The 26,761-nt window shown below is 71.4% G+C and carries 29 protein-coding genes and 1 pseudogene; 20 read left to right on the forward strand and 10 right to left on the reverse strand.

Annotated features, from left to right (window positions below):
- Nucleotides 1-66: 66 nt before the first annotated feature.
- Nucleotides 67-618 carry an RNA 2'-phosphotransferase gene (locus ACTMTI_RS28870; protein ID WP_441123689.1) on the forward strand — a complete coding sequence of 184 codons (552 nt, stop codon included), beginning with the start codon at nt 67-69 and terminating at the stop codon, nt 616-618.
- Here ACTMTI_RS28870 and ACTMTI_RS28875 read toward each other — a convergent pair.
- Together ACTMTI_RS28875 and ACTMTI_RS28880 are read right to left on the reverse strand one after the other, a co-directional pair.
- Entirely contained in the window at nt 597-1,184 is a 588-nt protein-coding gene (locus ACTMTI_RS28875) for an NADAR family protein (protein ID WP_441123690.1), read from the reverse strand. The two genes, ACTMTI_RS28870 and ACTMTI_RS28875, sit on opposite strands and share 22 nt — an antisense overlap.
- A gap of 30 nt (nt 1,185-1,214) precedes the next feature.
- Nucleotides 1,215-2,186 (reverse strand): helix-turn-helix transcriptional regulator, encoded by a 972-nt coding sequence (locus ACTMTI_RS28880; protein ID WP_441123691.1) that lies wholly within the window; start codon nt 2,184-2,186, stop codon nt 1,215-1,217.
- Between the two features lie 63 nt (nt 2,187-2,249).
- On the opposite strand from ACTMTI_RS28880, the gene ACTMTI_RS28885 reads away from it, so the two are divergent.
- The 4 genes and pseudogenes from ACTMTI_RS28885 (at nt 2,250) to ACTMTI_RS28900 (ending at nt 5,206) form a co-directional block, all read left to right on the forward strand.
- Entirely contained in the window at nt 2,250-3,416 is a 1,167-nt protein-coding gene (locus ACTMTI_RS28885) for an epoxide hydrolase family protein (RefSeq protein ID WP_441123692.1), read from the forward strand.
- Nucleotides 3,417-3,810: 394 nt separating this feature from the next.
- Nucleotides 3,811-4,014: pseudogene (locus tag ACTMTI_RS28890) on the forward strand (potassium transporter TrkG); the annotation flags it as partial.
- On the forward strand, nt 4,007-4,669 hold the full coding sequence (locus ACTMTI_RS28895; RefSeq protein WP_441123693.1) for a potassium channel family protein: 663 nt from the start codon (nt 4,007-4,009) through the stop codon (nt 4,667-4,669). The pseudogene ACTMTI_RS28890 and the gene ACTMTI_RS28895, both read left to right, overlap by 8 nt.
- 87 nt (nt 4,670-4,756) lie before the next feature.
- Entirely contained in the window at nt 4,757-5,206 is a 450-nt protein-coding gene (locus tag ACTMTI_RS28900; protein ID WP_441123694.1) for a CBS domain-containing protein, read from the forward strand.
- A 4-nt stretch (nt 5,207-5,210) separates the two neighbouring features.
- Here ACTMTI_RS28900 and ACTMTI_RS28905 read toward each other — a convergent pair whose 3' ends face one another.
- Nucleotides 5,211-5,348, reverse strand: coding sequence for a hypothetical protein (locus ACTMTI_RS28905; RefSeq protein WP_441123695.1), 138 nt, complete (start codon nt 5,346-5,348; stop codon nt 5,211-5,213).
- On the opposite strand from ACTMTI_RS28905, the gene ACTMTI_RS28910 reads away from it, so the two are divergent.
- Both ACTMTI_RS28910 and ACTMTI_RS28915 read left to right on the forward strand, forming a co-directional pair.
- Nucleotides 5,347-5,958, forward strand: a complete 612-nt coding sequence (locus ACTMTI_RS28910) for a TetR/AcrR family transcriptional regulator (protein WP_441123696.1) — start codon at nt 5,347-5,349, stop codon at nt 5,956-5,958. The genes ACTMTI_RS28905 and ACTMTI_RS28910 overlap by 2 nt on opposite strands.
- Before the next feature lie 243 nt (nt 5,959-6,201).
- Nucleotides 6,202-7,620 carry an MFS transporter gene (locus tag ACTMTI_RS28915; RefSeq protein ID WP_441123697.1) on the forward strand — a complete coding sequence of 473 codons (1,419 nt, stop codon included), beginning with the start codon at nt 6,202-6,204 and terminating at the stop codon, nt 7,618-7,620.
- Between the two features lie 42 nt (nt 7,621-7,662).
- On the opposite strand, the gene ACTMTI_RS28920 is transcribed toward ACTMTI_RS28915, so the two are convergent.
- The 5 genes from ACTMTI_RS28920 to ACTMTI_RS28940 are packed head-to-tail and all read right to left on the reverse strand — an operon-like array spanning nt 7,663 to nt 12,607.
- Complete coding sequence (locus tag ACTMTI_RS28920) at nt 7,663-8,316, reverse strand: ABC transporter ATP-binding protein (RefSeq protein WP_441123698.1); 654 nt, start codon at nt 8,314-8,316, stop codon at nt 7,663-7,665.
- Complete coding sequence (locus ACTMTI_RS28925; RefSeq protein WP_441123699.1) at nt 8,309-9,250, reverse strand: ABC transporter ATP-binding protein; 942 nt, start codon at nt 9,248-9,250, stop codon at nt 8,309-8,311. The genes ACTMTI_RS28920 and ACTMTI_RS28925 overlap by 8 nt, the downstream gene beginning before the upstream one ends.
- Complete coding sequence (locus tag ACTMTI_RS28930) at nt 9,247-10,089, reverse strand: ABC transporter permease (RefSeq protein ID WP_441123700.1); 843 nt, start codon at nt 10,087-10,089, stop codon at nt 9,247-9,249. The genes ACTMTI_RS28925 and ACTMTI_RS28930 overlap by 4 nt, the downstream gene beginning before the upstream one ends.
- Nucleotides 10,089-11,066: an ABC transporter permease gene (locus tag ACTMTI_RS28935; RefSeq protein WP_441123701.1), complete on the reverse strand. Its 978-nt coding sequence runs from the start codon at nt 11,064-11,066 to the stop codon at nt 10,089-10,091. The genes ACTMTI_RS28930 and ACTMTI_RS28935 overlap by 1 nt, the downstream gene beginning before the upstream one ends.
- Nucleotides 11,063-12,607 carry an ABC transporter substrate-binding protein gene (locus ACTMTI_RS28940; protein WP_441123702.1) on the reverse strand — a complete coding sequence of 515 codons (1,545 nt, stop codon included), beginning with the start codon at nt 12,605-12,607 and terminating at the stop codon, nt 11,063-11,065. Before ACTMTI_RS28940 ends, ACTMTI_RS28935 begins: the two co-directional genes overlap by 4 nt.
- 95 nt (nt 12,608-12,702) lie before the next feature.
- Between ACTMTI_RS28940 and ACTMTI_RS28945 the strand changes: the two genes are divergently transcribed.
- From ACTMTI_RS28945 to ACTMTI_RS28960, 4 genes are all read left to right on the forward strand, one after another.
- The gene (locus ACTMTI_RS28945) at nt 12,703-13,038 is read left to right on the forward strand and encodes an ArsR/SmtB family transcription factor (protein WP_441123703.1); all 336 of its coding nucleotides are present in this window, start codon (nt 12,703-12,705) and stop codon (nt 13,036-13,038) included.
- Nucleotides 13,039-13,045: 7 nt separating this feature from the next.
- Nucleotides 13,046-13,540 (forward strand): N-acetyltransferase family protein, encoded by a 495-nt coding sequence (locus ACTMTI_RS28950; RefSeq protein WP_441123704.1) that lies wholly within the window; start codon nt 13,046-13,048, stop codon nt 13,538-13,540.
- Nucleotides 13,541-13,682: 142 nt separating this feature from the next.
- Complete coding sequence (locus ACTMTI_RS28955) at nt 13,683-14,144, forward strand: hypothetical protein (RefSeq protein WP_441123705.1); 462 nt, start codon at nt 13,683-13,685, stop codon at nt 14,142-14,144.
- Nucleotides 14,048-14,650: an NAD(P)-dependent oxidoreductase gene (locus ACTMTI_RS28960; RefSeq protein WP_441123706.1), complete on the forward strand. Its 603-nt coding sequence runs from the start codon at nt 14,048-14,050 to the stop codon at nt 14,648-14,650. The genes ACTMTI_RS28955 and ACTMTI_RS28960 overlap by 97 nt, the downstream gene beginning before the upstream one ends.
- Here ACTMTI_RS28960 and ACTMTI_RS28965 read toward each other — a convergent pair.
- Nucleotides 14,640-15,398 (reverse strand): phytanoyl-CoA dioxygenase family protein, encoded by a 759-nt coding sequence (locus tag ACTMTI_RS28965; protein WP_441123707.1) that lies wholly within the window; start codon nt 15,396-15,398, stop codon nt 14,640-14,642. The two genes, ACTMTI_RS28960 and ACTMTI_RS28965, sit on opposite strands and share 11 nt — an antisense overlap.
- Nucleotides 15,399-15,652: 254 nt before the next feature.
- Between ACTMTI_RS28965 and ACTMTI_RS28970 the strand changes: the two genes are divergently transcribed.
- The 9 genes from ACTMTI_RS28970 to ACTMTI_RS29010 all read left to right on the forward strand — a co-directional run bounded on the left by ACTMTI_RS28970 (nt 15,653) and on the right by ACTMTI_RS29010 (nt 25,999).
- Complete coding sequence (locus ACTMTI_RS28970; RefSeq protein WP_441123708.1) at nt 15,653-16,693, forward strand: LacI family DNA-binding transcriptional regulator; 1,041 nt, start codon at nt 15,653-15,655, stop codon at nt 16,691-16,693.
- A 304-nt stretch (nt 16,694-16,997) separates the two neighbouring features.
- Nucleotides 16,998-18,278: an SLC13 family permease gene (locus tag ACTMTI_RS28975; protein WP_441123709.1), complete on the forward strand. Its 1,281-nt coding sequence runs from the start codon at nt 16,998-17,000 to the stop codon at nt 18,276-18,278.
- Nucleotides 18,279-18,545: 267 nt separating this feature from the next.
- Nucleotides 18,546-19,019, forward strand: a complete 474-nt coding sequence (locus ACTMTI_RS28980; protein ID WP_441123710.1) for a hypothetical protein — start codon at nt 18,546-18,548, stop codon at nt 19,017-19,019.
- Between the two features lie 202 nt (nt 19,020-19,221).
- Nucleotides 19,222-19,572: a bifunctional 3-phenylpropionate/cinnamic acid dioxygenase ferredoxin subunit gene (locus ACTMTI_RS28985; protein WP_441123711.1), complete on the forward strand. Its 351-nt coding sequence runs from the start codon at nt 19,222-19,224 to the stop codon at nt 19,570-19,572.
- On the forward strand, nt 19,569-20,885 hold the full coding sequence (locus ACTMTI_RS28990; protein WP_441123712.1) for an NAD(P)/FAD-dependent oxidoreductase: 1,317 nt from the start codon (nt 19,569-19,571) through the stop codon (nt 20,883-20,885). Before ACTMTI_RS28985 ends, ACTMTI_RS28990 begins: the two co-directional genes overlap by 4 nt.
- Nucleotides 20,886-20,899: 14 nt before the next feature.
- Nucleotides 20,900-21,985 (forward strand): S-(hydroxymethyl)mycothiol dehydrogenase, encoded by a 1,086-nt coding sequence (locus tag ACTMTI_RS28995; RefSeq protein ID WP_441123713.1) that lies wholly within the window; start codon nt 20,900-20,902, stop codon nt 21,983-21,985.
- A complete protein-coding gene (locus ACTMTI_RS29000; RefSeq protein ID WP_441123714.1) occupies nt 21,985-22,608 on the forward strand; it encodes an MBL fold metallo-hydrolase in 624 nt (207 codons plus the stop codon). The genes ACTMTI_RS28995 and ACTMTI_RS29000 overlap by 1 nt, the downstream gene beginning before the upstream one ends.
- A gap of 29 nt (nt 22,609-22,637) precedes the next feature.
- Complete coding sequence (locus tag ACTMTI_RS29005; RefSeq protein WP_441123715.1) at nt 22,638-23,756, forward strand: aromatic ring-hydroxylating oxygenase subunit alpha; 1,119 nt, start codon at nt 22,638-22,640, stop codon at nt 23,754-23,756.
- Nucleotides 23,729-25,999, forward strand: coding sequence for an FdhF/YdeP family oxidoreductase (locus ACTMTI_RS29010; RefSeq protein ID WP_441123716.1), 2,271 nt, complete (start codon nt 23,729-23,731; stop codon nt 25,997-25,999). Before ACTMTI_RS29005 ends, ACTMTI_RS29010 begins: the two co-directional genes overlap by 28 nt.
- Here the strand turns inward: ACTMTI_RS29010 and ACTMTI_RS29015 are convergent.
- Complete coding sequence (locus tag ACTMTI_RS29015; protein WP_441123717.1) at nt 25,956-26,744, reverse strand: IclR family transcriptional regulator; 789 nt, start codon at nt 26,742-26,744, stop codon at nt 25,956-25,958. The genes ACTMTI_RS29010 and ACTMTI_RS29015 overlap by 44 nt on opposite strands.
- Nucleotides 26,745-26,761 lie beyond the last annotated feature (17 nt).

Below are 26,761 nucleotides of genomic sequence, written 5' to 3' on the forward strand. Positions count from 1 at the left end.
CGGCTGTCCGCCGAGGTCACGCGGGCGCCGAAATCGGGTTGGCGGGAGCAGGCGGGGAGCGGGAGCATGGCGGTGATGGACGAGCGGCGCATGATACGCATTTCCAAATATCTGGCCAGGCACCTGCGGCACGATCCGCGGCGCATCGGCATCACGCTCGACGCCAACGGCTGGGTGTCCGTGGACGTGCTGCTCCGGGCCGCCGCCGAGCACGGGTTCCCGATCACGGCCGCGGAGCTGTGGCAGGTGGTCGAGTCCAACGACAAGCGGCGGTACGCGATCGAGGACGGCCGGATCCGGGCCAGTCAGGGGCATTCGGTGCCGGTGGATCTCGACCTGCCTGCCGTCGAGCCGCCCGAGGTGCTCTATCACGGCACCGTGGCGCGCTTCGTCGGAGCGATCAGGAAAGAAGGGCTGCGGGCCATGAACCGCCATCATGTGCACCTGTCGCCCGACTGGGAGACGGCGACCCGGGTGGGGGCGCGGCGGGGTGTGCCCGTGGTGCTCGTGGTGGCGGCGGAGGCCATGCACGCGGATGGATACCTGTTCCGGCGCAGCGCCAACGGGGTCTGGCTGGCCGATCACGTGCCTCCGGGCTATCTGCGGTTCCCGTCCTGACTGCGCAGGGCGTCACGGGCGGCCATCAGAGCGAAGCCGAGCAGGTTGAGGCCCTGCCACGTGGCCGGTGAGGTGGCGCGCTCGTCGGCGGCGGTCAGCCCGATGCCCCACACCCGGTCGTGCGGGCTGGCCTCCACGAGGACCCGGTTCGCGGTGCCGGCAAGGAACTCCCGGAGTTCGGCGTGCTGGCCGAACTTGGCGACGCTCCCGCGCACCACGATGCCGAACCGCCGCTCCTCCCACGTCGCCTCGTCGAAGCCGCGCACGGTCCGCCCGAGCGCCTTGGCCTCACGGGGATGGCCGACCGCGAGGATCTTGGCCGCGCTCTCCTCGTCCCCGAACAACCAGGCCTTGTGCGCCATCATGTAGTGCTCGGCCGAGGCGAACTCGTGCCCGTCCTCGGTGAAGGTGACCGGCCACCACTGGCTGAGACAGCCGGGGCCGGCGCCGCCGCCGCGGGCGGGCTGGTGGCCCCAGAAGTACAGATATTTCAGGGTGCGCCCCGCCTGTTCAGCGGCGATCGCCTCGTCCACGCTCATGGGCAGGATTGCTGGTTCGTCGGGCATGCTCCAACGGTGCCACAAACCGGCGTGGCATCACGCCGGTTGCTCGGCGTCGCCGGCCCGGCGCAGGCGGTCGGAGAGCGAGCGCAGCACCGGCACCAGCTCGGGGGGGTCGAGCACCTCGAAGTCGAAGCCCTTGACCGCGACGTAGACGGCGAGCTCGTCGAGCGAGTTGGACCCGGTGACGTACAGGCACCTGTCCGCGTCCACCGCCTCCAGCCGCCCCGCCCCCGGTGAGGTGCGGGGCGCCACGGCCTCCAGGGGCGCGTGGAACAGGATGCGGGCCCGGTAGCGGTACGGCGCGGAGGTGATGGCACGCGACACGTACGCGGCCACGTCCTCCTGAGGCGGCGTACGCGGCGCGAACCGGGCCCCCGGCGGCCCGAGCGGCCCCTGGATCCGGTCCACCCGGAACGTCCGCCAGTCCTGTGCGCCGAGGTCCCAGGCCAGCAGATACCAGCGACGCGGCGTGTGCACCAGCCGGTGCGGTTCCACCTCGCGTTCGGCGACGCTGTCGCGCTGCGGGTAGCGCAGCCGTACCCGGCGCTGGTCGCGGCAGGCGGCGGCGATGGCGGTGAGCAGGTCGGCGTTCACCGCCGGGGCCGCCGCACCGGCCAGCGGCACCATGGCCGCTTGGAAGGCGCTTACCCGGTGCCGCAGCCGCGACGGCAGGATCTGCTGCAGCTTGGCCAGCGCCCGCAGCGAGCTTTCCTCCAGCCCGGCGACGTTGCCGGTGGCGGCCGTACGCAGGCTGATGGCCACCGCGACGGCTTCCTCGTCGTCGAGCAGCAGCGGCGGCAGCGCGGCGCCCACGCCGAGGCGGTAGCCGCCGGCCACGCCGGGCGTGGCGTCCACCGGGTAGCCGAGCTCGCGCAGCCGGTCGACGTCGCGCCGCACGGTACGCAGCCCGACCTCGAGCCGCTCGGCGAGCTCGGCGCCGGTCCAGTCGGCGCGCGACTGGAGCAACGACAGCAGGCGGAGCAGCCGAGCCGAGGTCTCCAACATAACGCCAATTGTGCTGCTCATTGGTGCCGGAAGCTGTCACCGATTCTTCCTATCGTCGAAGACATGACGAACAGCGACATCACGCCCCAGGTCACGCCGTATCGCATCGAGATTCCGCAGGCCGACCTCGACGACCTGCGCGAGCGGCTCCGGCGTACGCGCTGGGCCCCCGACCTGCCCGGCACCGGCTGGGAGCGCGGCGTCCCCACCGGCTACCTGCGCCCGCTGGCCGAATACTGGGCCGACGGCTTCGACTGGCGCGCGCAGGAGGCGGCGCTGAACGCGTACCCGCAGTTCACCACCACCATCGACGGCGCGAACCTGCACTTCCTGCACGTCCGTTCAGCCGAGCCGGACGCCACGCCGCTCATGCTGATCCACGGCTGGCCCGGCTCGGTCGTCGAGTTCGCCGACCTCATCGGCCCGCTCACCGACCCCGTCGCGCACGGCGGCGCCGCGGAAGACGCCTTCCACCTGGTGATCCCGTCGCTGCCTGGGTACGGCTTCTCCGGCCCGCTGCCGGACACGGGCTGGACCGACGGCCGCACCGCCGCCGCGCTCGCCGAGCTGATGGCCAGACTCGGCTACGAGGGGTACGGCGTCCAGGGCGGCGACGTCGGCGCCTTCATCGCGCCGCTGGTGGGCCGGGCCGCACCGGACAACGTCATCGGCGTGCACGTCAACGCCCTGCTCACGTTCCCGACCGGTGACCCCGCGGTGATGAACTCGCTCAGCGAGGCCGAACGCGGGCGGCTGGCCGGGATGCGGGAGTGGCAGGAGAAACTGGGCGCGTATATGCAGCTGCACGGCACCCGCCCGCAGACCATCGCGGCCTCGCTGCACGACTCCCCCGCCGGGCAGTTGGCCTGGATCGTGGAGAAGTTCAAGGACTGGACGGACCCGGCGGCCAAGCTGCCCGAGGACGCCGTGGACCGGGACCGGATCCTCACCGACGTGAGCATCTACTGGTTCACCGGAACGGCGGGGTCGTCGGCGCACACGTACTACGAGCGGTTCAACGACTTCAGCGCGTGGGCGCCGAAGGAGCGCGGGATTGTGCCGACGGCGGCGGCGGTGTTCCCGACGGACTTCTCGATCCGGCCGCTGGCCGAGCAGGTCCACAACATCGTGCGGTGGTCGGAGTTCGGCCATGGTGGCCACTTCCCCGCCCTGGAGACCCCTGACGTGATGGTCTCCGAGCTGCGGGAGTTCTTCGGCTCGCGCGCCTGACCGCCACCCGGCCCCGGCCCCGCGCGCGTGCGGCCTCCGGCCCTCCGAACCCGTGGCAGACCTGTGGCAGACCGTGGCCGACGCGTCGGCGGGCGTGAGTTCGGGGGCGTTCACAGGGGCTGTTACGGTAGTTCGCGATACGCCGGGGAAGTCTTGTGGGCCAGGGCTTCCGGCGGAAGCTTCTCGGGGGGCGTTCACGATGCGTGACGTGGTCGGCGGAGGTCGGTAAATGCCCGCGGCACCGCCGTTCTTAGCGAGATTCCGGCATCCAGCCCAGGTCGTGGTGGCGGGGTTCGGCCTGGCCATCGGGATCGGCACCACTTTGCTCTCGCTGCCCATCGCGACCACGAGCGGCGAGTCGGCCGGCTGGGTGGCCGCCGTCTTCACCGCGGCCGTGCTGTTCGAGGCGATTTCGGCGTTCGGCACCGCTGGACTGTCGACCGGCATCACCGCGAGCATGGGAACAGCCGGGCACTTGCTGCTGGCGGTGCTGATGTTCGTCGGCAGGATCGGACCGCTCACCCTAGGCTCCGCGCTGGCGCTCAACAGCCGCAGCCGCCACTACGAACTACCCGAGGAGCGAGTCATCGTTGGCTGACTACAAAGGCGACCCGGTCATCGTGATCGGCCTTGGCCGGTTCGGCTCGTCGCTGGCCATGGAGCTCACCCGGCGCGGCACCGAGGTCCTGGCCATCGACCACCGGCCGAAGATCACCCAGGCTCTGGCGGGGCACATCACCCAGATCGCGACCGCGGACGCCACCGACATCGAGGCCCTGCGCCAGCTCGGCGTGCCCGACTTCTACCAGGCGGTGGTGGCCATCGGCAGCGACATCGAGGCCAGCATCCTGACCACGTCGCTGCTGGTGGAGCTGGAGGTCGAGGACATCTGGGCGAAGGCGATCAGCACCCAGCACGGCCGCATCCTGAGCCGCATCGGCGCCCACCACGTCGTCTTCCCCGAACACGACATGGGCGAGCGGGTCGCGCACCTGGTCAGCGGCCGGATGCTGGACTACATGCAGGTCGACGAGAACTTCGCGCTGGCCAAGACCAAACCGCCGAAGGAGTACGTCGGCGTGCCCCTGGGCCGGTCGAATCTGCGCCGCAAGTTCGGCGTCACCATCGTGGCGGTCAAGTCCCCTGGCGAGGACTTCACCTACGCCACGGCCGAGACCGAGCTCACCTACGGCGACATCATCCTGGTCTCCGGCCGTACGGAGCAGGTCGAACGCTTCGCTGAGCTGCCCTGAGCCGCCCGGCCGTGCTGGGCGGAGAAAGGCCGCGTCGTCGCGAAGCGGTGGCGCGGCGGCTTCTTGGCTAGGCTGAGGAGTGGAGGCATGATGCGCGCACGTGATCTCGCCGTCGAGTTCCCGACGGTCACGCTGGACACCCCGGCGCTGGAGGCGGCCAGGCTGCTGGCCGAGCAGGACCTGCCGGGTCTCATCCTGGCCGACGAGGATGGGCGGCCCCTCAGCATCCTGCCCGGCACCCAGGTGCTGCGCCTGGCCGTCCCGCACTACTGCCAGGACGACCCGGCGCTGGCGCGGGTGGTCGACGAGGCCCATGCCGACCTGTTCCTGCGCAAGCTGGGCGGCAAGACGGTCCGCGAGTGCCTGCCGGCGCAGCCTCGGGAGCTGCCGATGGCCGACCTGAAGGCGACCGTGCTGGAGCTGGCAGCGCTGATGGCGCGCACCCGCAGCCCGCTGGTCGCCGTCGTGGGCGACGACGGCCGGCTGGTGGGGGCGGTCACGCTGCAGGGGCTGCTGGACCACGTACTGGAGCTGTGACCGGTCAGGTCGCGCGGGCGAGCAGCCGCCAGTGCGCGGCGCGCTGCCCGGCGAGCCGCAGGGACGCCACGACCTGACGCCGCCTGCGACGCGAGCGTGTTCTTCGCGATCGGGTGCGGGCCACGTCATAGGGTGGTCGCATGGTCAAGACCGCGGCCCGACAGCCCGTGCCCGCCCGGCGCGCCGATGCCGAGCGCAACATCGCCGCGATCCTCGAGGCCGGCACCCGGCTGCTGAGCTCCGACCCGGGCGCCAGCGTGGCCGACATCGCCAAGGCCGCCGGGGTCGGCAGGGTCACGCTGTACGGGCACTTCCCCTCGCGGGAGGCGCTGGTCGACGCCGTGTTCAACCACGCGGTCGGCCTGGCGGACGCGGTGCTGGAGGACCCGTCGATCGACACGGCGCCGGCGCCGGAGGCCATGGCGGGGCTGCTGCGGTCGTCGTGGGAGGTCCTCGATCGGCATGGCCGCCTGTTCGTGGCCGCCGACCGGGTCATGGCCACCGAGCGGATCAGGGAACACCACGAAGCGCCGTTGCGCAGGGTCGAGCGGCTGATCGCGCGGGGGCAGCGGGACGGCGACTTCCGTACCGACCTGCCGCTGTCCTGGCTGGTGACGACGTTCTTCTCGATCATTCACAGCGCCGCGCAGGAGCGGCAGGCGGGGCGGCTCGCGCCTGAGGACGTCGAGCGGGTGCTGATCACGACGATGCTCTCCCTCCTCGCCCGCGGCGAAAACCCCAAGCCCGCGTAAACGGCCCAGGCCCCGTAACCGCCGCGCGATCGATCGCCGGTCGCGCGGCACATTTCGTCGGCGCCGCCCGCCGGGTCTTTCCGTCGGCGCGACCGCTCGCGTGGCGCGTCGCTCATTCCCCTGTGCCGTCGTGTGATCCCGCAGGTCGCGTGGGCTGTCGCAGTGCCACGACCTCGACACCCTACCGGTGTATGGTTCTCTGTGCTTAACTTGAACAACGATGTTCAAGTTAAGGAGCTACTGATGCGCATCGATGCGACCCCCGCCAAGGCGCGGCCGGGTGGGTGGAGTGTGCTGGTGCTGCTCTGCCTGGCGCAGTTCATGCTGATCGTCGACATCACGGTGGTGCAGGTGGCGCTGCCGACGATCGGTACGGAGCTGGCCCTCGGCCGTGAGGCGCTGACCTGGGTGGTGACCACGTACACGCTGTGCTTCGGCGGCCTGATGGTGCTCGGCGGGCGGCTCGCCGACGCGCTCGGGGCCCGCCGGACGCTGGTCGCCGGGCTGGGCCTGTTCACGGCGGCCTCGCTGATGTGCGGGCTGGCCGGGACCGGCGGCCTGCTGATCGCGGGCCGGGCGGTCCAGGGCGTGGGGGCGGCGCTGCTCTCCCCCGCGGCGCTGGCCGTCATCACCACCACCTTCCACGGCGAGCGGCGCGGGCGCGCGCTCGGCGTGTGGGCCGCCATCGGCGGTACGGGGGCGGCGCTGGGCGTGCTGCTCGGCGGCATCCTCACCGAGGGGCCGGGATGGACCTGGGTGTTCTTCGTCAACGTGCCGATCGGCCTGCTCATCCTCGCCGCCCTGCCCGCCGTCGTGCCGCCCGCGCCCGGTCGCGGGGAGCGGGTGGACGTGCCCGGCGCCCTGGTCGTCACGGCGGCGACAGCGCTGCTGATCTATGGGCTGGTGACCGCGGGCGACGCCGGATGGTCTGCGGCGGGCACCCTGCTGCCGCTGGCCGGCGCGGCGCTGCTGTATGTGGTGTTCGTGCTGGTCGAGAAGTCGGTACGGGCGCCGCTCATGCGCGCGGAGACCCTCGCCCGGCGTCCGGTGATCTCGGGGACGTTCGTCATGCTGCTGGCCACCGGACTGATGCTGGGGCTGTTCTTCCTCAGCTCGCTCTACCTGCAGCACGTGCTCAAGTTCGGCGCCCTGGAGACCGGGTTGATCTTCCTGCCCGTGGCGATCGCCATCACGATCGGCGCGCAGCTCGGCGGCCATCTCATCGGCAAGCTCGGCGGGCGTCCCGTGGCAGTGGGGTCGTTCGTGGTGACGGCGGCGGGGGCGGCGCTGATGACGCGCATCTCGCCCGACGCCAGCGCCTACACCACGCTGCTGCCCGGCTTCGCGCTGGCCGCGCTGGGCATCGGGCCGGCGTTCGTGACGGCCACCACCACGACCATGGCGAACATCCCGCCCGGCGAGAACGGTGTCGCGTCCGGCGTCATCAACACCTTCCACGAGCTGGGCGGGTCGATCGGCGTGGCGGTGGTCTCCACCGTCGCCGCGGCGAGCCTGGCGCCCGGCGCGACCGGCATCGGGGGCTTCGTCTCCGGGCTCACGCTGTGCGCCGCCGTGGCGGCGGTCGCGGCCCTCGTCTCGATCGGGCTGGTGCCGCCGGGCAAGCCGGCCGGCGCGTTCGTCGGCCATGGCCATGGCCACTGAGATCGCTTCCAGAGCCGGACGAGCGGCCACCGGGTGCCCCGCTCACGCCCATGTGGGTCTCGCGTTCGGGTCCCAGGCCCGCACGTTGCCGCCGGACCAGCGTTCCAGCAGCTCGGTGTCGTGGCTGATGGCGAGCACCCCGGCCCCGGCCTCCTCCCGGTAGGCCTCGATCCTGCCGACGAGCAGGGCCTGCGTGGAGGCGTCCAGCATCGTGGTCATCTCGTCGCAGATCAGGTAGCGCGGTTGAAGCGCCAGCGCCCTGGCCACGCAGGCCCGCTGGAGCTGCCCGTCGGACACCTCGTGCGGCCGCCGCCCGTACAGCTCGGGTGTCAGCCCCAGCTCCTCGGCGAGCCGGTGCGCCCGCGCCAGGGGCCGGCGCGCGGCTCGCAGCGGCTCGGTGATCACCTCCAGGAGGGTGAAGCGGGGGTCGACGGCGAGCCGGGGCTGCTGGAAGATCAGGCCGATCGAGGTACGTTGCGGCGCCCGGTGCCGCCGGCCGCGCACGACCTGGCCGTCCAGGCTGACCGTGCCCGCGGACGGGCGCAGCAGCAGGGCCAGCACGCGGGCCAGCGTGGACTTGCCGCACCCGCTGGGGCCCGCCAGTCCGAGGACCTCACCGGGGCGCACACCCAGCGTCACCTCCTCGAACACCCGGCGGCGGCCGAAGGAGACGGTGATTCCGGCGGCCTCAAGCATGGTGGCAGGCCACCCCGCTCATGATCGGCTGTTCGGCGCACTCGGACGTCGCCCGTGGGCAGCGCGGCTGGAAGGCGCAGCCGTCCGGGAGGCGGGTGAGCTCCGGCGGCTGTCCCGGGATCGGTACGAACCGGCGGGACGGCAGGGCATCCAGGAGTCCCTTCGCGTACGGGTGCCGGGGCCCGGCGAAGAACGAGCGGGCTTCGGCCAGCTCGACGACGCGGCCGGCGTACATGACGGCGATGTCGTCGGCCACCTGCTCGGCGGCGCGCAGGTCGTGCGTGATGACCAGGACCGCGCGGCCCTCGTCGCACAGGCGGCGCAGCTCGGCCATGGTGGCGTCCACGAGCGGCCGGTCCAGGCCGGTGGTGGGCTCGTCGGCGAGGATCAGCGGCGGGTCGCCGGCGAGGGCGAGGGCGTTGGCCACGCGCTGCGCCATGCCGCCGGACAGCTGGTGGGGGTAGCGGTCCAGGTCCCGCGGCCGCAGTCCGGCCCGCTCGGCGAGCTCATCCGGGGTCTCGGTACGGCCGAGCTCGCGCAACGTCTCGGCGAGCTGTGACCGGGCGGTGCGTACGGGGGTGAGGTGAGCGGCCGGGCTTTGCGGGATCAGGCCGATCAGCCGTCCGCGCACCTTTCTGGCCAGCACCCTCTCCGGCGCCGCCACCAGGTCGAGCGAGCCGCCATCACCCGAGTCGCCGGCCGCGCCCCCCGACGCGTTGGCCCGCAGGTCGAGCCAGGCGTGACCGGTGACGGTGGCGTTGGCGGGCAGCAGGCCGAGCAGGGCGTGGGCCATCACGGACTTGCCGCAGCCGGACTCGCCGACCAGTGCCAGGCAGCGGCCCGCGAGCAGCTCGAAGCGGACGTCGGTGACCGCGTGCACGACCGCGCCGGGCAGCCGGAAACCTACCGACAGCCCGTCCACGCGTAGTTTCACAGGACCAGCTCCGATCTCCAGCGCGGGTTCGCGCGGTCGCGTACGTACTGGGCGAGCGCCGACACCGCCAGCGTGGGCACCAGGATCAGCAGCCCCGGGAAGAGGCTGGACCACCAGTCGCCCGCCAGCAGGGACCGCTGCCCGTCGTTGATCATGTTGCCCAGCGAGGCCAGGTGCGGGGGCAGCCCCAGCCCCAGGAAGCTGAGCGCGGTCTCGTGCCAGATCGCGTGCGGGATCATCAGCACGGTCGACAGCAGCAACTGCGGCGCCAGGTTGGGCAGGAAGTGCCGGACCACGATCCGGAGCCGGCCCGACCCGCCGGAGATCGCGGCGTCCACGAACGGCCGGCCGCGCAGTGACAGCACCTCGGAGCGGACGATTCTGGCCGCGGTCGTCCAGTGGGTGACCGCCACGGACACGATCACCGCGGCCGGGCTGGGCGCGGACAGCGCCACGATGAAGATGCCGAACAGCAGGTGCGGGAGCGAGTTGAAGCCGTCGACGACCCGCATGAGCACCCGGTCGGCGAGCCCGCCGGCCGCGCCCGCGACGAGCCCGACGAGCCCGCCGATCGTGACGCCGGCCACCGCCGCCACCAGCCCGACGAGGAGCGAGACGCGCAGCCCGTAGATGGAGCGGACGAGGACGTCCCGGCCGACCTCGTCGGTGCCGAACGGATGGCCCGGGGACGGGGGCAGGCCGGCCGCGCGCAGGTTCACGAGCTGCTGGTCGAGCCGTACGATCAGCGGCACCAGCACCACGACCAGGACCAGCACGGCGAGCGTGCCCAGCGCGAAGCGATGACGACGTGCCGGCCGACCCGGCTGCGCGGGAGTCATCAGCTCACCCCGAGAACGCGTACGCGCGGATCGGCCACGGTGTAGGCCAGGTCGGCCAGCAGGTTCCCGGCCACGACCGCGAGCGTGGCCAGCAGGGTGAGCGCGGCCAGCAGCGGGAAGTCCACCGCCAGCGCCGCCTTGATCGTGGTCCCGGCCACCCCGGGCCAGGAGAACACCGCCTCCACCAGGATCGCCCCCGTCACCAGCTCCGGCACCCGAGCTCCCATGATCGTGATGAACGGCAGCAGCGCCGAGCGCAGCGCGTGCCGCAGCAGCACCGTGCGCTCGCGCAGGCCGCGCGCCCGCGCGCCGGTCACGAAGTCCTCTCGCAGTACGCCGATGACCGACTCCCGCACGAACAGCAGCAGCCACGACGACTGCGAGAACGCCAGCACCGCCACCGGCAGCACCATGTGCCGCAGCAAGTCGGGCAGGGTCACCGTGGCCGAGGCGGCGTCGGTGAGCCCGCCCGCCGGCAGCCAGCCCAGCGTCACGGAGAACACCCAGATCGCCAGCAGCCCGACCCAGAACACCGGGGCCGCCTCGTTGGTGTACGCGGTACCGGTGACCAGCCGGTCCAGCCACGAGTCACGCCGCCAGGCGGCCAGCGTGCCCACCGTCAGCCCGGCCGCCAGCATCACGGCCAGCGCGCACCCCACGACCAGCAGCGTCCAGCCGAGTCGTTCGCCGATCACCTGCGCGACCGGCAGGTGCATCGACCGGGACTCGCCCAGGTCACCGGTGAGCAGGTTGCCGAGCCAGGTCGCGTACTGCTCCATGAGCGGCCGGTCCAGCCCCCAGTTCGCGCTGATCTCGGCCATGATCTGCGGGCTGGTGACCATCGCCCGCTCGCCGAGGTACTGCCGTACGGGGTCGAACGGGGACGCCTTGGCCAGCGCGAACATCCCGAACGTCACCGCCAGCAGCAGCGGCACGGCGAACGCCAGCCGCCACGCGACGATCCGTGCCCAGGTCACGAGGCGGGCTTCCAGCTCGCGACCGTGCCGAGCAGTCCGCCGGTGGCGTGCTCGTGCGGCTCGACGCCGACGGTGACGCCGCTCCATCGGCCGCGTACGACGTAGGTGTGCTCGAGGTAGACCAGGTAGAGCCAGACGGCGTCGTCCTTGATGCGCCGCTGCACCTCGTCGTAGACCTTCTTGCGGGCGGCCGGATCGGCCGTGCGGCGCCCCTCCTCCAGCAGCCGGTCCACTTCGGGGTTGTCGTAGCGCCCCGGGTTGAAGTAGCCCTGGCCGGAGTAGGAGGAGTGGAACAGCTCGTAGTTCAGGTAATCGGGGTCGAACGGACTCCCCCAGCCCATGATCAGCGCGTCTTCGGACATCCGCTGGTCGATGGCGTCCCAGTCGAGCCCGGCCAGGCGCACGTCGATGCCGACCTGCTTCGCGTCCGAGGCCACGGCCAGCGCCAGCTCCTTGCGCAGCGAGTCGCCCGCCGGGTACATCAGCGTGAACCGGGCCGCCCTCCCGTCCTTGACCCTGATGCCGTCCACGCCCGCCTTCCAGCCGGCCTCCTCCAGCGTCGCCACGGCCTTGGCCCGATCGGGCGTGGCGGAGCCGGTCACGGCCGGGTTGTGCCAGGCGGTGCCGGGCGCGATCGGCCCGAACGCGGGGCTGCCCGAGCCGGCCAGGATGGCCGAGACCATCGCGGAGCGGTCCATGGCCAGGTCGAGCGCCTTGCGGACGACCAGGTCGCCGGTGACGGGCCGGCCCAGCGGGAACATGACGCCCCGGTAGTCGGCGCTCGGCGTCTCGTGGACGGCGATCCCCGGCTGGTTCCTGAACCGGGCGACGGCCTTGGGCGGCAGCTCGGTGGCGGTGAACTCCCCCGCCGCCATCCTGGTCGCCCGCGCGTTGTCGTCGGCGGTGTACGCGAGCACCAGGCTCTTGATCGCGGGCACCTCGCCCCAGTAGCGCTCGTTGGCCTTGAGCGTGATCTTGTCGCCTTTGGTCCACGACGTGAACGCGTACGGGCCGGTCCCGACGGGCTTCCCGGTGGCGAGGTCCGATCCCGAGGGGATGATGCCGAGCGTGGCGCGCTGCAGGATGGGCGCGTACGGGTGCTTGAGGCGGAAGACGACCGTACGCGGGCCGGGCGCCTCCACCTTGTCGATGGCGGCGAAGTCGCCCCTGATCGGCGAGTTGTTGGCGGGCTTGAGCACCTGCTCGTACGTGTAGGCGACGTCGGCGCTGGTCAACTGCCTGCCGTCATGGAAGGTGACGCCCTGCCGGAGCGTGAACCGCACTTCCTTGCCGTCGACGCGGGGCAGCGACTCGGCCAGCGCGGGCTGCAGCCGGAGGTCGGGGGTGCGCCGGACCAGCCCGTCGAACAGCAGCGAGCCCCCGTCCGGCGCGTACCCGAGCACCGGGTTGAGCGTGTCGGGCTCCGAGCTCAGCCCCAGCACGGCCGTGTCCTGCTCGGGCGCCGCCGCGGGCGGCGAGGGAGCCGAGCACGCACCGACCGCCAGGACGAACGCCCCGAACAGTACGAATCTCCACCTCATGCAGGCGACCTTAAAGCGAAGATCACGCTATTGCAAGCTAATCGCAATAAGGTGCCCTTGCGGTGGGCGATTTCATCTACTATCGTCGATTATCGATGAATGCAGATGTCGAACCCCTGGACAGGGCCGCCGCCGAGGAATACGCGAGCTGGTTTCGGGCGCTGGCCGACGCCACCCGCATCCAGATCGTGTCGCTGCTGGCCAGGAAGCGGGCCCCGATGAGCGTGGGCGAGATCGTCGCCGCCTCCGGCGTGGGCCAGTCCACCGTCTCCCACCACCTGAAGATCCTCGCCGAGGTGCGATTCGTGCTGGTCGAGCGGCGGGGCACGGCGAGCCTCTACCGGATCAACGACGCCTGCGTGCGCTGCTTCCCGTCCGCTGCCGACGTGGTGATGGGCAACCCCGCGCCCGTCACCCCGACCTGCGAATGAGGAGACCATGACACCGGATCCGGTCATCCGGCCGATGCGCGACGCCGACGCGGACGAGGTGCTGGCGATCTACCAGGCCGGGCTCGACACGGAGCAGGCCAGCTTCGAGACCACCGCGCCGAACTGGGCGGACTTCACCGCGAGCAAACTGCCGCACCTGCGGTTCGTCGCGGCCGACGCCGAGACGGGGCGGATCCTCGGCTGGGTCGCGGCCTCGGCGGTGTCCGCCCGGCCCGTCTACGCCGGGGTCGTCGAGCACAGCGTCTACGTCCACCCCGGCTGCCAGGCGCACGGGATCGGGCGAGCGCTGCTGGCAGCGTTCATCGCCGCCGCCGAGAAGGCCGGAGTGTGGACCATCCAGTCCGGCGTGTTCCCCGAGAACGCCGCCAGCCTGGCACTGCACCGGGCGCTCGGTTTCCGCGCGGTCGGCGTACGGGAGCGCATCGGCCGCCACCACGGGACCTGGCGCGACGTCCTCCTCATCGAACGCCGCAGCCCTTGACCGGGCACCTCGACGGGCTGGGCCGGCGGGGCGAACAGCGCACCACGGGTACACCACGGAGCCGGCCCACTGCGCGCTCCGTAACGGCGGCGCGCCACTGACCGGTCAGAGGGCGTTTCCGGCGATCGGTAAGATCCGGACGGTGATCGCGATTTTCGTCTTCAACCCTCCCTCGCAGGTCGGCCGCTTCTTCACCCCTGAGCTGATGGCCGAGCTGCGACAGCACGTCGAGATCGACCCGGACCTCGTCCTGACCGGCTACGAGGGTCCGGAGGCGGCGCGGGCGGAGATCCTCATCACCGGCTGGGGCGCTCCCCCGCTGGACGCGCGCGCCCTGGAGGCGGCGCCCAACCTCCGGTACGTCGTTCACACCGCCGGCACGGTCAAGTGGATCGCCGGCCCCGAGGTGTACGCGCGCGGGATCCAGGTCAGCTCCCAGGCCGCGGCCAACGCCGTCCCCGTGGCCGAATACACGCTCGCCATGATCCTGCTGGCCAACAAGCAGGTGTGGCAGCTGTCCCGGGACTACACCGCGAGCCGGCGCGCGCCGATCACGACACGATCTGGTCGGCGGGCGGCAACGCGGGCCGCACGGTCGGCGTGATCGGCGCCTCCGCCGTCGGGCGCAAGCTCCTGGAGCTGCTGCGCCCCTTCGACCTGCACGCCCTCCTGTACGACCCCACCCTCGCCACCGCCGACGGGCTGGACGCCGAGCTGGTGGAGCTGCCCGAGCTGATGGCCCGCAGCGACGTGGTCACCATCCACGCTCCCGAGCTGCCCGAGACCCGGCACCTGGTCGGCGCGAGGGAGATCGCCCTGATGCGGCCCGGCGCCACCCTGATCAACACGGCGCGGGCCTCCCTCGTGGACCAGGACGCGCTCACCAAGGCGGTGGCGCGCGGTCACATCCACGCCGTGCTGGACGTGGCCGAGCCGGACGACGAGCTGTTCGGCCTGCCCGGCGTGCTGCTCACCCCGCACGTGGCCGGCTCGGTCGGCACCGAGCTGCACCGGCTGGCCGCGGGCGCGGTGGCCGAGGTGGCCAATATCGTGGCAGGCCGTCCCCTGAGGTACGCGGTGGATCCGGCGGCCCAGCACCTCAAGGCCTGAGTCCGCGCGCGTCACCGTCCGTGGGGTCGAACCCCCGCAGCATCATTCCTTGCCCGCGCGAGCGGTGCACGTCGCCGGCGGGCCGGTCCTCGGGGTCGCGGAACTGGATGAGCAGCGTCGTACGCGCCTCGTCCGCGCGGTTGATCCCGGACCCGTGCACGGTGAGATAGGTGAAGAACAGCACGTCCCCCGCCTCGGCCGGGACGGGGACGGCGGCATCCAGCGGCCACTCTGACAGCGGCAGGTGCCAGCCGCCCTCCTCGATGTGCGGCAGCGGCCCGTTCCTGTGGCTGCCGGGCACCACCCGTACGCAGCCCTTGTCCTCGGGCGCGTCGTCGAAGTGGAAGATGGCCGCGCCGACGGTGTGCCTGGTGTGCGGGAAGTGGGCGGCGTCCTGGTGCATGGGGAACGGCGAGCCCTTCTCCGCCGGCTTGACGAAGATCTTGGTGTGGTGGAGCTGGACGTTCTCCGAACCCATCAGCGCCGCCGCCACGTCGGTGAAGCGCGGATCGACCATGAGCCGCGCGAACGCGGCCGAGTAGAACTGCGCGTCGTGGCAGTGCCGCAGCTCGGTCGGGCCGCCGGCCAGCTCGCGGGCGCTGCCCCAGGTCGGGTCCGCCGGCCGCAGGCGCGCCAGCACCGCATGGCATTCGTCCCGGTACGCCCGCGACTCGGCCTTGGTGAGCAGCCCTTTGACCAGCACGTAGCCGTTCTCCTCATAGAACCGCACCATCGATGGATCTGTCATGCCCCGCCCTCCTGCACCGTTTGTGAGGATTCTTGCCCAGCGATGTACGGAGCACTACGAGTGTCGACGGCACGGTGGCGGCCGAGCACAACGGCTCCGCGCCGTCCCTCTGACCAGGCCTTACCCTTAAGAGCACGTCGCCTCGTGAACGCGGGCCTCATCGGTCACGCAGAGTGAATCTTTTCACAAAGAGTCGCGTATCATGCGCTATGATCATGCCGCTCTTCGGGGACGCTCACCAGACACGAGGGACGATGTCGAGCATCAAAGAGGTCGCCCAGCTCGCCGGTGTCTCCGTCGGCACCGTGAGCAACGTGCTCAACCGCCCTGAGATGGTGGCGCCCGAGACGCGGCGGCGCGTCCAGGAGGCGATCGCGCAGCTCGGCTACGTCCGCAACGGCGTGGCCCGGCAGTTGCGGGCCGGACGCAGCCGGACCATCGGAGTGGTCGCGCTCGACCTGGCCAACCCGTTCTTCATCGACGTGCTGCACGGTGTCGAGACCGCGGCGCAGAGCGTCAACCTCACCGTGATGGTGTTCAACAGCAGCAAGGACGCCGAGCGCGAGGACAGGCTGCTGGAGATGCTGGAGGAGCAGCGTCCCCTGGGCGTCCTGATCACCCCGGTCAACGACGGTGAGCAGCAGGAACGGCTGGACCGGCTCATCTCACGCGGCATCCCGGTGGTGCTGTTCGACAATTCGTCCCGGCAGCACAGTGACGGGTGCGCCGTCTCGGTGGACGACGTGCTCGGCGGGCGCCTGGCCGGCTGGCACCTGCGTGAGCGGGGGCACCGCCACATCGCCTTCGCCGGCGGTCCGTTCACCGTGCGCCAGGTGGAGGACCGGCGTGACGGCCTGGCCGGCGTGCTCACCCCGGACGATCGGCTGACCGTCATCCCCTTGCCCGACCTCAACGTCGCCACCGGACGCATGGCGGGCGCGCACCTCGCCGAGCTTCCCGCCGGCGAGCGGCCCACCGCGGTCTTCTGCGGCAACGATCTGGTCGCGCTCGGCGTGCTGCAGGAGCTGACCCAGCGTGGTCTGCGGGTCCCGGCCGACATGGCGATCCTCGGCTACGACGACATCGACTTCGCCGCCGCGGCCGCGGTGCCGCTGTCGTCGATCCGGCAGCCGCGCGAGCAGCTCGGCAGGACCGCTGCGCTGATGCTGCTGGAGGAGGCCGACGAGGCCGCCGGGCACCGGCATCGCCACGTCATCTTCCAGCCCGAGCTGGTGGAGCGCACCTCCACCGCGCAACTGCGACCCGCGCGGAAAGCCGAGCAGGCGGCCACCTGACGGCGGGGTCGCGCCGACCGGCGGGAGCACGCCCTACCTGGAGGGCTGACCACGGCCGATCGGGGCCGCGAACGCGCCGGCAGCGGCCATCCCCTGGTGCCAGCTCGTTCTGGCTTGACGGCTCTTGATACGTTGTCTACAGGTGAGCCGGGAAGTCTGGTCGGCATGTCCTTATCCCGTTGCGAAAGAAGGATGTGCCCATGCCTGCCGGCTACCTCATGATCGGCCTCGGCTCTCCCGTGATCGGTGACGGGCGGCCGCTCAGGGCGGTGACCTCGCCCGGATCTGCCGGGATGCTCGCGCCGTGAGCGCACTGGCCTGGGCGAGCGTCGCGGTGTTCCTGGCCGCGTACACGCTGATCGCCAGCGAGAAGATCCACCGGGTCGCGGCCGCGCTCGGCGGTGCGGGGATCATGCTGCTGATCCACGCCACCGGCGCGGAGGCGGCGTTCTTCTCCGAGGACGCCGGGATCGACTGGAACGTCATCTTCCTGCTGCTCGGCATGATGGTCATCGTCGGCGTGCTGAAGGAGACGGGCGTCTTCGAATACCTGGCCATCTGGGCCGCCAAGCGCGCCCGCGGCCGGCCGTTCCGGCTGATGGTGCTGCTGGTGGTGATCACCGCGCTCGCCTCGGCGCTGCTGGACAACGTGACCACGGTGCTGCTGATCGCGCCGGTGACGTTCCTGGTGTGCGAGCGGCTCGCCGTCAATGCCGCGCCCTTCCTGATCGCCGAGGCGATGGCGTCCAACATCGGCGGCGCGGCCACCCTGGTCGGCGACCCGCCGAACATCATCATCGCCAGCCGGGGCGGGCTGAGCTTCAACGACTTCCTCATCCACATGGCGCCGATGATCGTCGTGCTGATGGCGGTGTTCATCGGGTTGTGCTGGCTGATGTTCGGGCGTTCGTTCCGCTACGACCCGGAGCGGGCCGAGGAGGTCATGGCGCTGGACGAGCGGGAGGCGATCGCCGACCGGCGCCTGCTGTGGCAGTCGCTGGCCGTGCTGGCCCTGGTGATGGCCGCGTTCGTGCTGCACCCGGTGCTGCACTACGAGCCGTCGATCGTGGCGCTGCTGGGCGCGGGCGTGCTGGTGGCGGTGACCAAGATCCGCACCGAGCAGGCCATCGCCGAGGTGGAGTGGCCGACGCTGGTGTTCTTCGCCGGGCTGTTCGTCATGGTCGGGGCCCTGGTCGAGACCGGCGTCATCGGCGCGCTGTCCGAAACGGCCGTGGCGGCGACCGCCGGGCAGCCGGAGCTCACCACGATGGGGCTGCTCGGCGCCTCGGCCGTGCTGTCGGCCATCGTGGACAACATTCCCTACGTCGCCACGATGAGCCCGATCGTCGAGCAGCTCGTCCAGGCGGGCGGGGACCAGGTGCTGTGGTGGGCGCTGGCCTTCGGCGCCGACCTCGGCGGCAACGCCACCGCGGTCGGCGCCGCGGCCAACGTGGTCGTGCTGGGCATCGCCGCCCGCAACGGCACCCCGATCAGCTTCTGGCAGTTCACCAAGTACGGCCTGGTCGTCACGGTGGTGACCGTCGTCCTGGTGGCGCCGTACCTGTGGCTGCGTTACCTCGTCTGAGAATCCTCGAGGTCACTTCTCATAAAGCCGCCATAAGGGGGCGAGTTTCGCCGGTCGCCATTGTGTGACGAATCCGTCATTCCCTTTCTCGCAGGCGTGTTCGCAGGTCAGACCGTACTTCTCAGAGGTTCTTCATGTTCCTCTCAGGCCACGTCAACGCCTCACTCACCCCACGCCAAGAAGAGCGTCATAGCTTTCCGGTGGTCGGCGGATTTCGGCGGGACATCGGGGTTCCGCCGAGCCGCTCGAAGATCGGAAGTGTTCGTCATGCGCTTCGCAAAGCCGCTCACCGTGGGAGTCCTCGGCACCGCCCTTCTTGTCGTTCCTTTCGCTGGGAGCTCTTTCGCAGCCACCGATCCTGACGCCCCGGCGCAGACCCACTACATGCCGCAGCCGGAACAGGTGGGACAGGACCTCTACGCCAACAAGGTTTCCATCGGCACTTTGGGCCTCGGCTACGCCACCAGGGAGGTCGTGCCGGGCGAGAAGTACAAGATCGAGGTGTACGCGCCGAACGTCAAGGACGACGCCGTCGCCACGTTGCACGCACCGCGTGGGAAGGTCTACAAGCTCCGCTTGGTCAAGGGCAAGGGCACCAAGTTCCTCGTCCTCCCGCGTGACGTCAAGCCCGGGCGCTACAAGTTCAAGGTGGTCGTCGCCGGCAAGACGACCATCGTCGAGTATGTCGTGGTGCAGCGGCACGACGACGACCACGCCAGATACGACCGCGCGAGCTGGTGACGCGCCTTCGATGATGGCCGGTCCCGCACTGGGGCCGGCCTTTCGTCGTGGGCCCTCCGGCGCCTCCGCCCGACCGGGACCCGGACAACCAGAAACGGTGTACCAAGTCCCCGCAAACCGGTCTTGACATCCGCATTCCGCACCCTCAGTCTGTTGCGTATAGCGCTAGATGTTTCTCTTTGTGAAACCGGGGTGTGACACGATGATCCCAGCGTGCCCTCTCGCGTCACTGCCGCGAGGCGAGGCCCTCCGCCTCGACGTCGATCCTCCCATCGCGGTCTTCCACACCGACGACGGCGACATCTTCGCGATCGACGACACCTGCACCCACCAGGATGCCTCGCTGGCGGACGGATGGCTGGAGGGCTGCGAGGTCGAATGCCCGCTGCACGCCTCGCGCTTCGACCTGCGCACCGGAAAGGTGGACGCCCCGCCCGCCAAGCGCCCGGTTCGCACGCATCAGGTCGTCGTGACGGACGACGTCATCTACGTCGTGCCGTCGGACGCGCCACCCAACCTGCCGCCGGGTGTCACCTTGAAGGGGCAGGCGTGAACACGGTCTGCGTGGTCGGCGCCTCGCTCGCCGGCCTGCTGACGGCCCGCGCCCTGCGCAACCAGGGCTTCGAGGGACGGCTCGTCGTCATCGGGGAGGAGCGGCACCGGCCCTACGACCGCCCTCCGCTGTCCAAGGAGTTCCTCAAGGGCGCGATCGGCGAGGCCGAGCTGGCTCTTGAGGGTGATGGCGAGGACCCCGGCATCGAATGGCGGCTCGGCGTGGCCGCGACGGGCCTGGACGCGGCCTCCCGCCGGATCACGCTGAGCGACGGCGGCTCGCTGGTCGCGGACGGCATCGTGATCGCCACCGGCGCGGCCGCGCGCCGGCTCCCGGGCACCGAGGGGCTGGGCGGCGTGCACACGCTGCGCACCCTCGACGACGCCCGCGCCCTGCGCGCCGAGCTGCGGACCGGCAGGAGGCTGGTGGTGATCGGCGGCGGTTTCATCGGCGCCGAGGTCGCCGCCACGGCCCGCGAGCTCGGCCTGGGCGTCACCCTGCTGGAGTCGGGACCGGCGCCGCTGGCCGGCGTCGTCGGCCTCACGATGGCGCGGGCCATCGCCGCCCTGCACGAGCAGCGCGGCGTCCGGCTGATCAGCGGCGCCAGGGTGACCGAGGTGACGAGCACGGAGCGGGACGGCGGCGGGCGAGCAGCGGACGGCACCCACCGGACCGACGGCGGGCGAGCAGCGGACGGCACACACCGCGCCGACGACGCACGGCCGGCGGACGGCACACACCGCGCCGACGGCGCACGGCCGGCGGACGGCACACACCGCGCCGACGGCGTGCGGCTGGCGGACGGCACGCACCTGCCCGCCGACGTCGTGGTGGTCGGCATCGGAGCGGTGCCCAACATCGCGTGGTTGCGGGGCAGCGGCGTCGAGCTGGGCGACGGCGTGCTCTGCGACGAGGGCGGCGGCACCTCGGTCCCGGGGATCGTCGCCGTCGGCGACTGCGCGGCCTGGTGGGACCCGTCACAGGGCCGCCACCACCGGATCGAGCACTGGACCGGCGCGCGCCAGCGGGCCGCCGTCGCGGCGGCGACGCTGCTGTCCGGCGGCACCGCCCGCCCGGAGCCCGCCCGCCCGGCCTACTTCTGGTCCGACCAGTTCGACGTGAAGATCCAGTTCATCGGGCGCGCCGGCGAGGCGGACACGGTGACCGTGGACGAGGGCGACCCGGCAGCAGGCAGCTTCCTCGCCGTCTACCGGCAGGCAGATCGCCCGGTGGCGGTGCTGGGCGTCAACCAGGTCCGGCTCTTCAGCCGTTGGCGCCGCCGTTTGGAGACCGCACCGGCGCAGACCGGCTAGCACAGGAGAGAAACATGGTTCATGAAGTGCGCGGCATCGTCGCGACGGGCAAGGGCAAGCCGGTCAGTCTGGAGACGATCCTCGTGCCGGATCCGGGTCCCGGCGAGGCGCTGGTGAACGTGCAGGCGTGCGGCGTCTGCCACACCGACCTGCACTACCGCGAAGGCGGCATCAGCGACGACTTCCCGTTCCTGCTCGGCCACGAGGCCTCCGGTGTCGTCGAGGCCGTCGGCGCCGGCGTCACCGACGTCGCGCCCGGCGACTTCGTCATCCTCAACTGGCGCGCCGTGTGCGGGTCCTGCCGTTCCTGTCTCAGGGGCCGCCCGCAGTACTGCTTCAACACCCACAACGCCACCCAGAAGATGACGCTGGCGGACGGCACGCCGCTCAGCCCCGCCCTGGGCATCGGCGCGTTCGCCGACAAGACGCTGGTGGCCGCGGGCCAGTGCACCAAGGTCGACTCGGCCGCCTCCCCGGCCGTCGCCGGTCTCCTCGGGTGCGGCGTGATGGCCGGCCTCGGCGCGGCCGTGAACACCGGCGGGGTCGGCCTCGGCGACTCGGTCGCGGTCATCGGCTGCGGCGGTGTCGGCAACGCGGCGATCGCCGGGTCCCGGCTGGCCGGCGCCACCACGATCATCGCCGTCGACGTGGACGACCGGAAGCTCGACTGGGCCCGCGGCTTCGGCGCGACGCACACCGTCAACGCCAAGGAGAGCGACCCCGTCGAGCGGATCAGGGAACTCACCGGCGGTTTCGGCGCGGACGTGGTGATCGACGCGGTCGGCCGGCCGGAGACGTTCAAGCAGGCGTTCTACGCCCGCGACCTGGCCGGGACCGCGGTGCTCGTGGGCGTCCCCACGCCCGAGATGACGCTCGGCCTGCCGCTGCTCGACGTCTTCGGCCGCGGCGGCGCGCTCAAGTCGAGCTGGTACGGCGACTGCCTGCCGAGCCGCGACTTCCCCATGCTGATCTCCCTCTACCTGCAGGGCCGCCTCGACCTCGACGCGTTCGTCACCGAGACCATCGGCCTGGGCGCCGTCGAGGACGCCTTCGCCAAGATGCATCACGGCGAGGTGCTGCGCTCCGTGGTGGTGCTGTGATGCGGATCGAGCGCGTGGTCACCTCCGGCACCTTCAGCCTGGACGGCGGCACATGGGACGTCGACAACAACGTCTGGCTGCTGGGCGACGACGACCAGGTCCTCGTCGTCGACGCGGCCCATGACGCCGGGGCGATCGAGCGGGCCGTGGGCGGGCGCAGGGTCACCGCGATCGTGTGCACGCACGCCCACAACGACCACGTCGACGCCGCGCCCGAGCTGGCCGCGCGCACCGGGGCGCCGGTGCTGCTGCACCCGGACGACGAGGTGCTGTGGAAGCTCGCGCACCTTTCCGCGTCGCCGGACCGGCCGCTGGCGAACGGGCAGATCCTGCGGATCGGCGACTGCGCCGTGCACGTCCTGCACACCCCGGGGCACGCCCCGGGAGCGGTGTGCCTGTACGTGCCCGAGCTCGGCGCGCTGTTCTCCGGCGACACCCTCTTCCAGGGCGGCCCGGGAGCCACGGGCCGGTCGTACAGCGACTTCTCCACGATCATCTCGTCCATCGGGCAGACGCTGCTCACGCTCCCCGCCGAGACGGTGGTGCACACCGGGCACGGCGCCGACACCACCATCGGGGCCGAGGCTCCGCAGCTTGAGGACTGGATCCGCCGCGGATACTGACCCCGGCCCGTACCCAGAGGAGTACTCCCGTGACCACCGCAACGACCTCCAGCGTGATCCCCACCCTGCCGGGCCGCTACTACACCGATCCGGAGATCTTCGCGCTGGAGCAGCGGAACATCTTCGAGGCGATGTGGTTCTGCGCGGTGCGCTCGTCCGATCTGCCCAAGCCTGGGGCGTTCAAGACGGTGCAGGTCGGCACCGAGAACCTGATCATCACCCGGGCGCGTGACGGGTCGGTCCGCGCCTTCTACAACGTCTGCCGGCACCGCGGCGCGACCCTGTGCTCGGAGGAGTCCGGCGAGGTCAAGCGAGCCTTCCAGTGCTCTTACCACGCGTGGACGTACGACCTGGACGGCAAGCTGATCGCGGCGCCGAACCTGACCAAGATGGCCGACCTGGACCGGGTGCGGTACGGGCTGGTCAAGGTGCACGTGCGGGAGTGGCTCGGCTATGTGTGGGTCTGCCTGGCCGACGACCCGCCGTCGTTCGAGCAGGACGTGCACGGCGCGGTGGCCGAGCGGCTGGGCGCGCTGGAGCTGATCGACAACTACGACGTGCCGAGCCTGGAGGTCGGCCGGCGGATCGTCTACGACGTCAAGGCCAACTGGAAGCTCATCGTCGAGAACTTCATGGAGTGCTACCACTGCGCCACGATCCACCCCGAGCTGACCGAGGTGCTGCCGGAGTTCGCCGACGGCTACGCCGCCCAGTATTTCGTCGGCCACGGCGCGGAGTTCGGCGAGCAGATCGAGGGCTTCACCGTGGACGGCTCCGAGGGGCTCGACCGCATCCCGACGGTGAGCGAGGAACAGGACCGGCGCTACTACGCGATCACCGTAAAGCCGCAGGTCTTCATCAACCTGGTTCCCGACCACGTTATCCTGCACCGTATGTTCCCCCTCGCCGTCGACCGCACGGTGGTCGAGTGCGACTGGCTCTACCTCCCCGAGGTCGTGGCCAGCGGCAAGGATCTGGACAAGTCGGTCGAGCTTTTCCACCGGGTCAACGAGCAGGACTTCGACGCCTGCGAGCGCTGCCAGCCCGCGATGAGCTCGCGCACGTACGCCCAGGGCGGCGTGCTGGTGCCCAGCGAGCACCACATCGGCGCCTTCCACGAATGGGTCCAGGACCGGATCGGACAGTAGTGAGCGACGAAGACGAGGGCTTGCGGGTCGGCCCGCCGAAGGACTGGGCGGGCGGGCTGCCCGCGGTGGGCCACGCGCTGGACATCGCGCGAAGCCAGATGGGCGCCGTCCGTTCCGTCCGCACGCTGCTGCGGGTCAACCAGAAGGACGGCTTCGACTGCCCCGGCTGCGCCTGGCCGGAGGGTGAGCACCGCAGCCCGGCGGAGTTCTGCGAGAACGGCGCCAAGGCCGTGGCCGAGGAGGCCACCACGCGACGGGTCGGGCGGGACTTCTTCGCCGCCCACCCGGTGGGCGACCTGGCCACGCGCAGCGACTACTGGCTCGGCCAGCAGGGCCGCCTGACCGAGCCGATGCACAAGCCGGCCGGCTCCGACCATTACGTGCCGGTGAGCTGGTCGCGGGCGTTCGAGATCGTGGCCAGGGAGCTGCGCGCGCTGGGCAGCCCGGACGAGGCCGTCTTCTACACCTCCGGCCGCACCTCCAACGAGGCCGCCTTCGCCTACCAGCTTCTCGTGCGCCGGATGGGCACCAACAACCTGCCCGACTGCTCCAACATGTGCCACGAGTCCAGCGGCTCGGCGCTCAACGAGACGCTCGGGATCGGCAAGGGCACGGTGACGCTGGAGGACCTGCACCAGGCGGAGCTCATCCTCGTGGTGGGGCAGAACCCCGGCACCAACCATCCCCGGATGCTCACCGCGCTGGAGCGCGCCAAGCGGCGCGGCGCGCGGATCATCGCCGTCAACCCGCTGCCCGAGGCGGGCCTGCTGCGCTTCAAGAACCCGCAGCGTGCTTCCGGGCTGGGCCACGGCACCGCGCTCGCCGACCGTTTCCTGCAGATCCGGCTCAACGGCGACATGGCGCTCTTCCAGGCGCTGTCCCTGCTGCTCCTCGACAGTGCCGACCGGCGCTTCATCGACGAGCACACCTACGGGTTCGAGGCGTGGGAGAAGCACCTGCGCGCCCTGGACTGGCAGCAGGTCCTCGCGGCGACCGGCCTGACCCGGGCCGAGCTGGAGGAGACGGCCGGCGAGGTCCGCACGGCGGGCTCGGTCGTCGTCTGCTGGGCGATGGGCCTGACCCAGCACCGCAACTCCGTGGCGACGATCAGGGAGGTGGTCAACTTCCTGCTCCTGCGCGGCAACGTCGGCCGTCCCGGGGCGGGCGTGTGCCCGGTGCGCGGCCACTCCAACGTGCAGGGCGACCGGACGATGGGCATCTACGAGAAGCCGCCGGCCGCCTTCCTCGACGCGCTGGGCGAGGAGTTCGGCTTCGACCCGCCACGCCATCACGGGCTCGACACCGTGGAGGCGATCCGGGCCATGCGCGACGGCGCGGCCAAGGTCTTCGTCGGCATGGGCGGCAACTTCGTCCGGGCGACCCCCGACAGCGAGGTGACGGAGGCGGCGCTGCGCCGCACCCGGCTGACTGTGCAGGTGTCCACCAAGCTCAACCGCTCCCACGCGGTGTGCGGCGAGGAGGCGCTCATTCTGCCGACCCTGGGGCGCACCGAGCGCGACGAGGCCGGCTACGTGACGGTCGAGGACTCGATGGGGCTCGTCCACGCCTCCCGCGGCCGGCTCGGGCCCGCCTCGCCCGACCTGCTGTCCGAGGTGGCCATCGTCTGCGGGCTGGCCCGCGCGCTCTTCGGCGACGACCCGCACGTGCCGTGGGCGGAGTTCGCGCGCGACTACGGCTCCATCAGGGACCGCATCGCGCGGGTCGTTCCCGGATTCGAGGACTTCAATGCGCGGGCGCCCGGCGGGTTCTCGCTGCCCAACGCGCCGCGGGACGAGCGCCGCTTCCCGACCACCACGGGCCGGGCCAACTTCACCGTCAACGAGCTGGAGGTGCTGCGCGTGCCTCCCGGGCGGCTGCTGCTGCAGACGGTCCGCAGCCACGACCAGTACAACACCACGATCTACGGGCTCGACGACCGCTACCGCGGGGTCAAGGCCGGCCGCCGGGTGGTGTTCGTGCACCCGGACGACCTGAGCGAGCGCGACCTGGCCGACGGCGATCTGGTGGACCTGGTCAGCGAGTGGCCCGACGGCGAGCGCACGGCCGCGGGATTCCGGGTGATCGCCTATCCCACGGCGCGCGGCTGCTGCGCGGCCTACTTCCCCGAGACGAACGTGCTGGTCCCGCTCGACTCGGTGGCCGAGACGTCCAACACCCCGACCTCGAAGAGCGTGGTGATCAGGCTGGAGCGGGCCAGCCCGCGTGACCGAGCCGCCGGCTGATCTCGTCGGCCCCGCCGATGAGGACGGGCGCGAGCTCGTGGATGCGCTCGACGCTGAAGCGGTAGGCGGGCCCGGAGGCGCTGACCGCGGCGACGACCTCGCCGTGGTAGGCGCGGATGGGCGCGGCCATGGCGTTGAGCCCGTCCTCCAGCTCCTCCAGGCAGAAGGCGTAGCCTTTGTCGCGGGTTTCGGCGAGCTGTTTCTGCAGCGTGCCGACGTCGGTGACCGTCCGGGGGGTGAGGCTCTCCAGCGTCCCCTCCGACAGCAGCCGGGCGCGCTCCTTGTCGTCGAGGTGGGCGAGCAGCACCTTGCCGCTCGAGGTGGCGTGCAGCGGGGTGATCTGGCCGACCCAGTTGTAGGCGGTGACCGCCGACGGGCCGCGGACCTGGTCGAGGTTGACCGCGTAGGCGGAGCGGAGCACGGCGATGTTCACCGTCTCGCCGATCTCCTCGGCCAGCCGGTGGCAGACCGGCCGGGCCCGCTGGATGATGTCCATCTGCGTGCTGACCCCGCCGGCCAGCCGGATGATGCCGAAGCCCAGGCGGTATTTGCCGCGGTCCTCGGCCTGCTCCACCAGGCCGCGCGCCTCCAGCGCGCCGAGCAGCCGGAAGGCGGTCGACTTGTGCACGTCGATCTCCGCCGCGACCTCGCTCACCCCAGCCTCGCCCCGGCGGGACAGGATCTCCAGCACGCTGATCGCCCTGTCAACCGACTGCACGCCCCCACTGCCCGAGTCGTTGCTCATAGCGAAACTGTAAGTGC

The organism is Nonomuraea sp. H19, from assembly GCF_052068215.1.
Lineage (GTDB): Bacteria > Actinomycetota > Actinomycetes > Streptosporangiales > Streptosporangiaceae > Nonomuraea.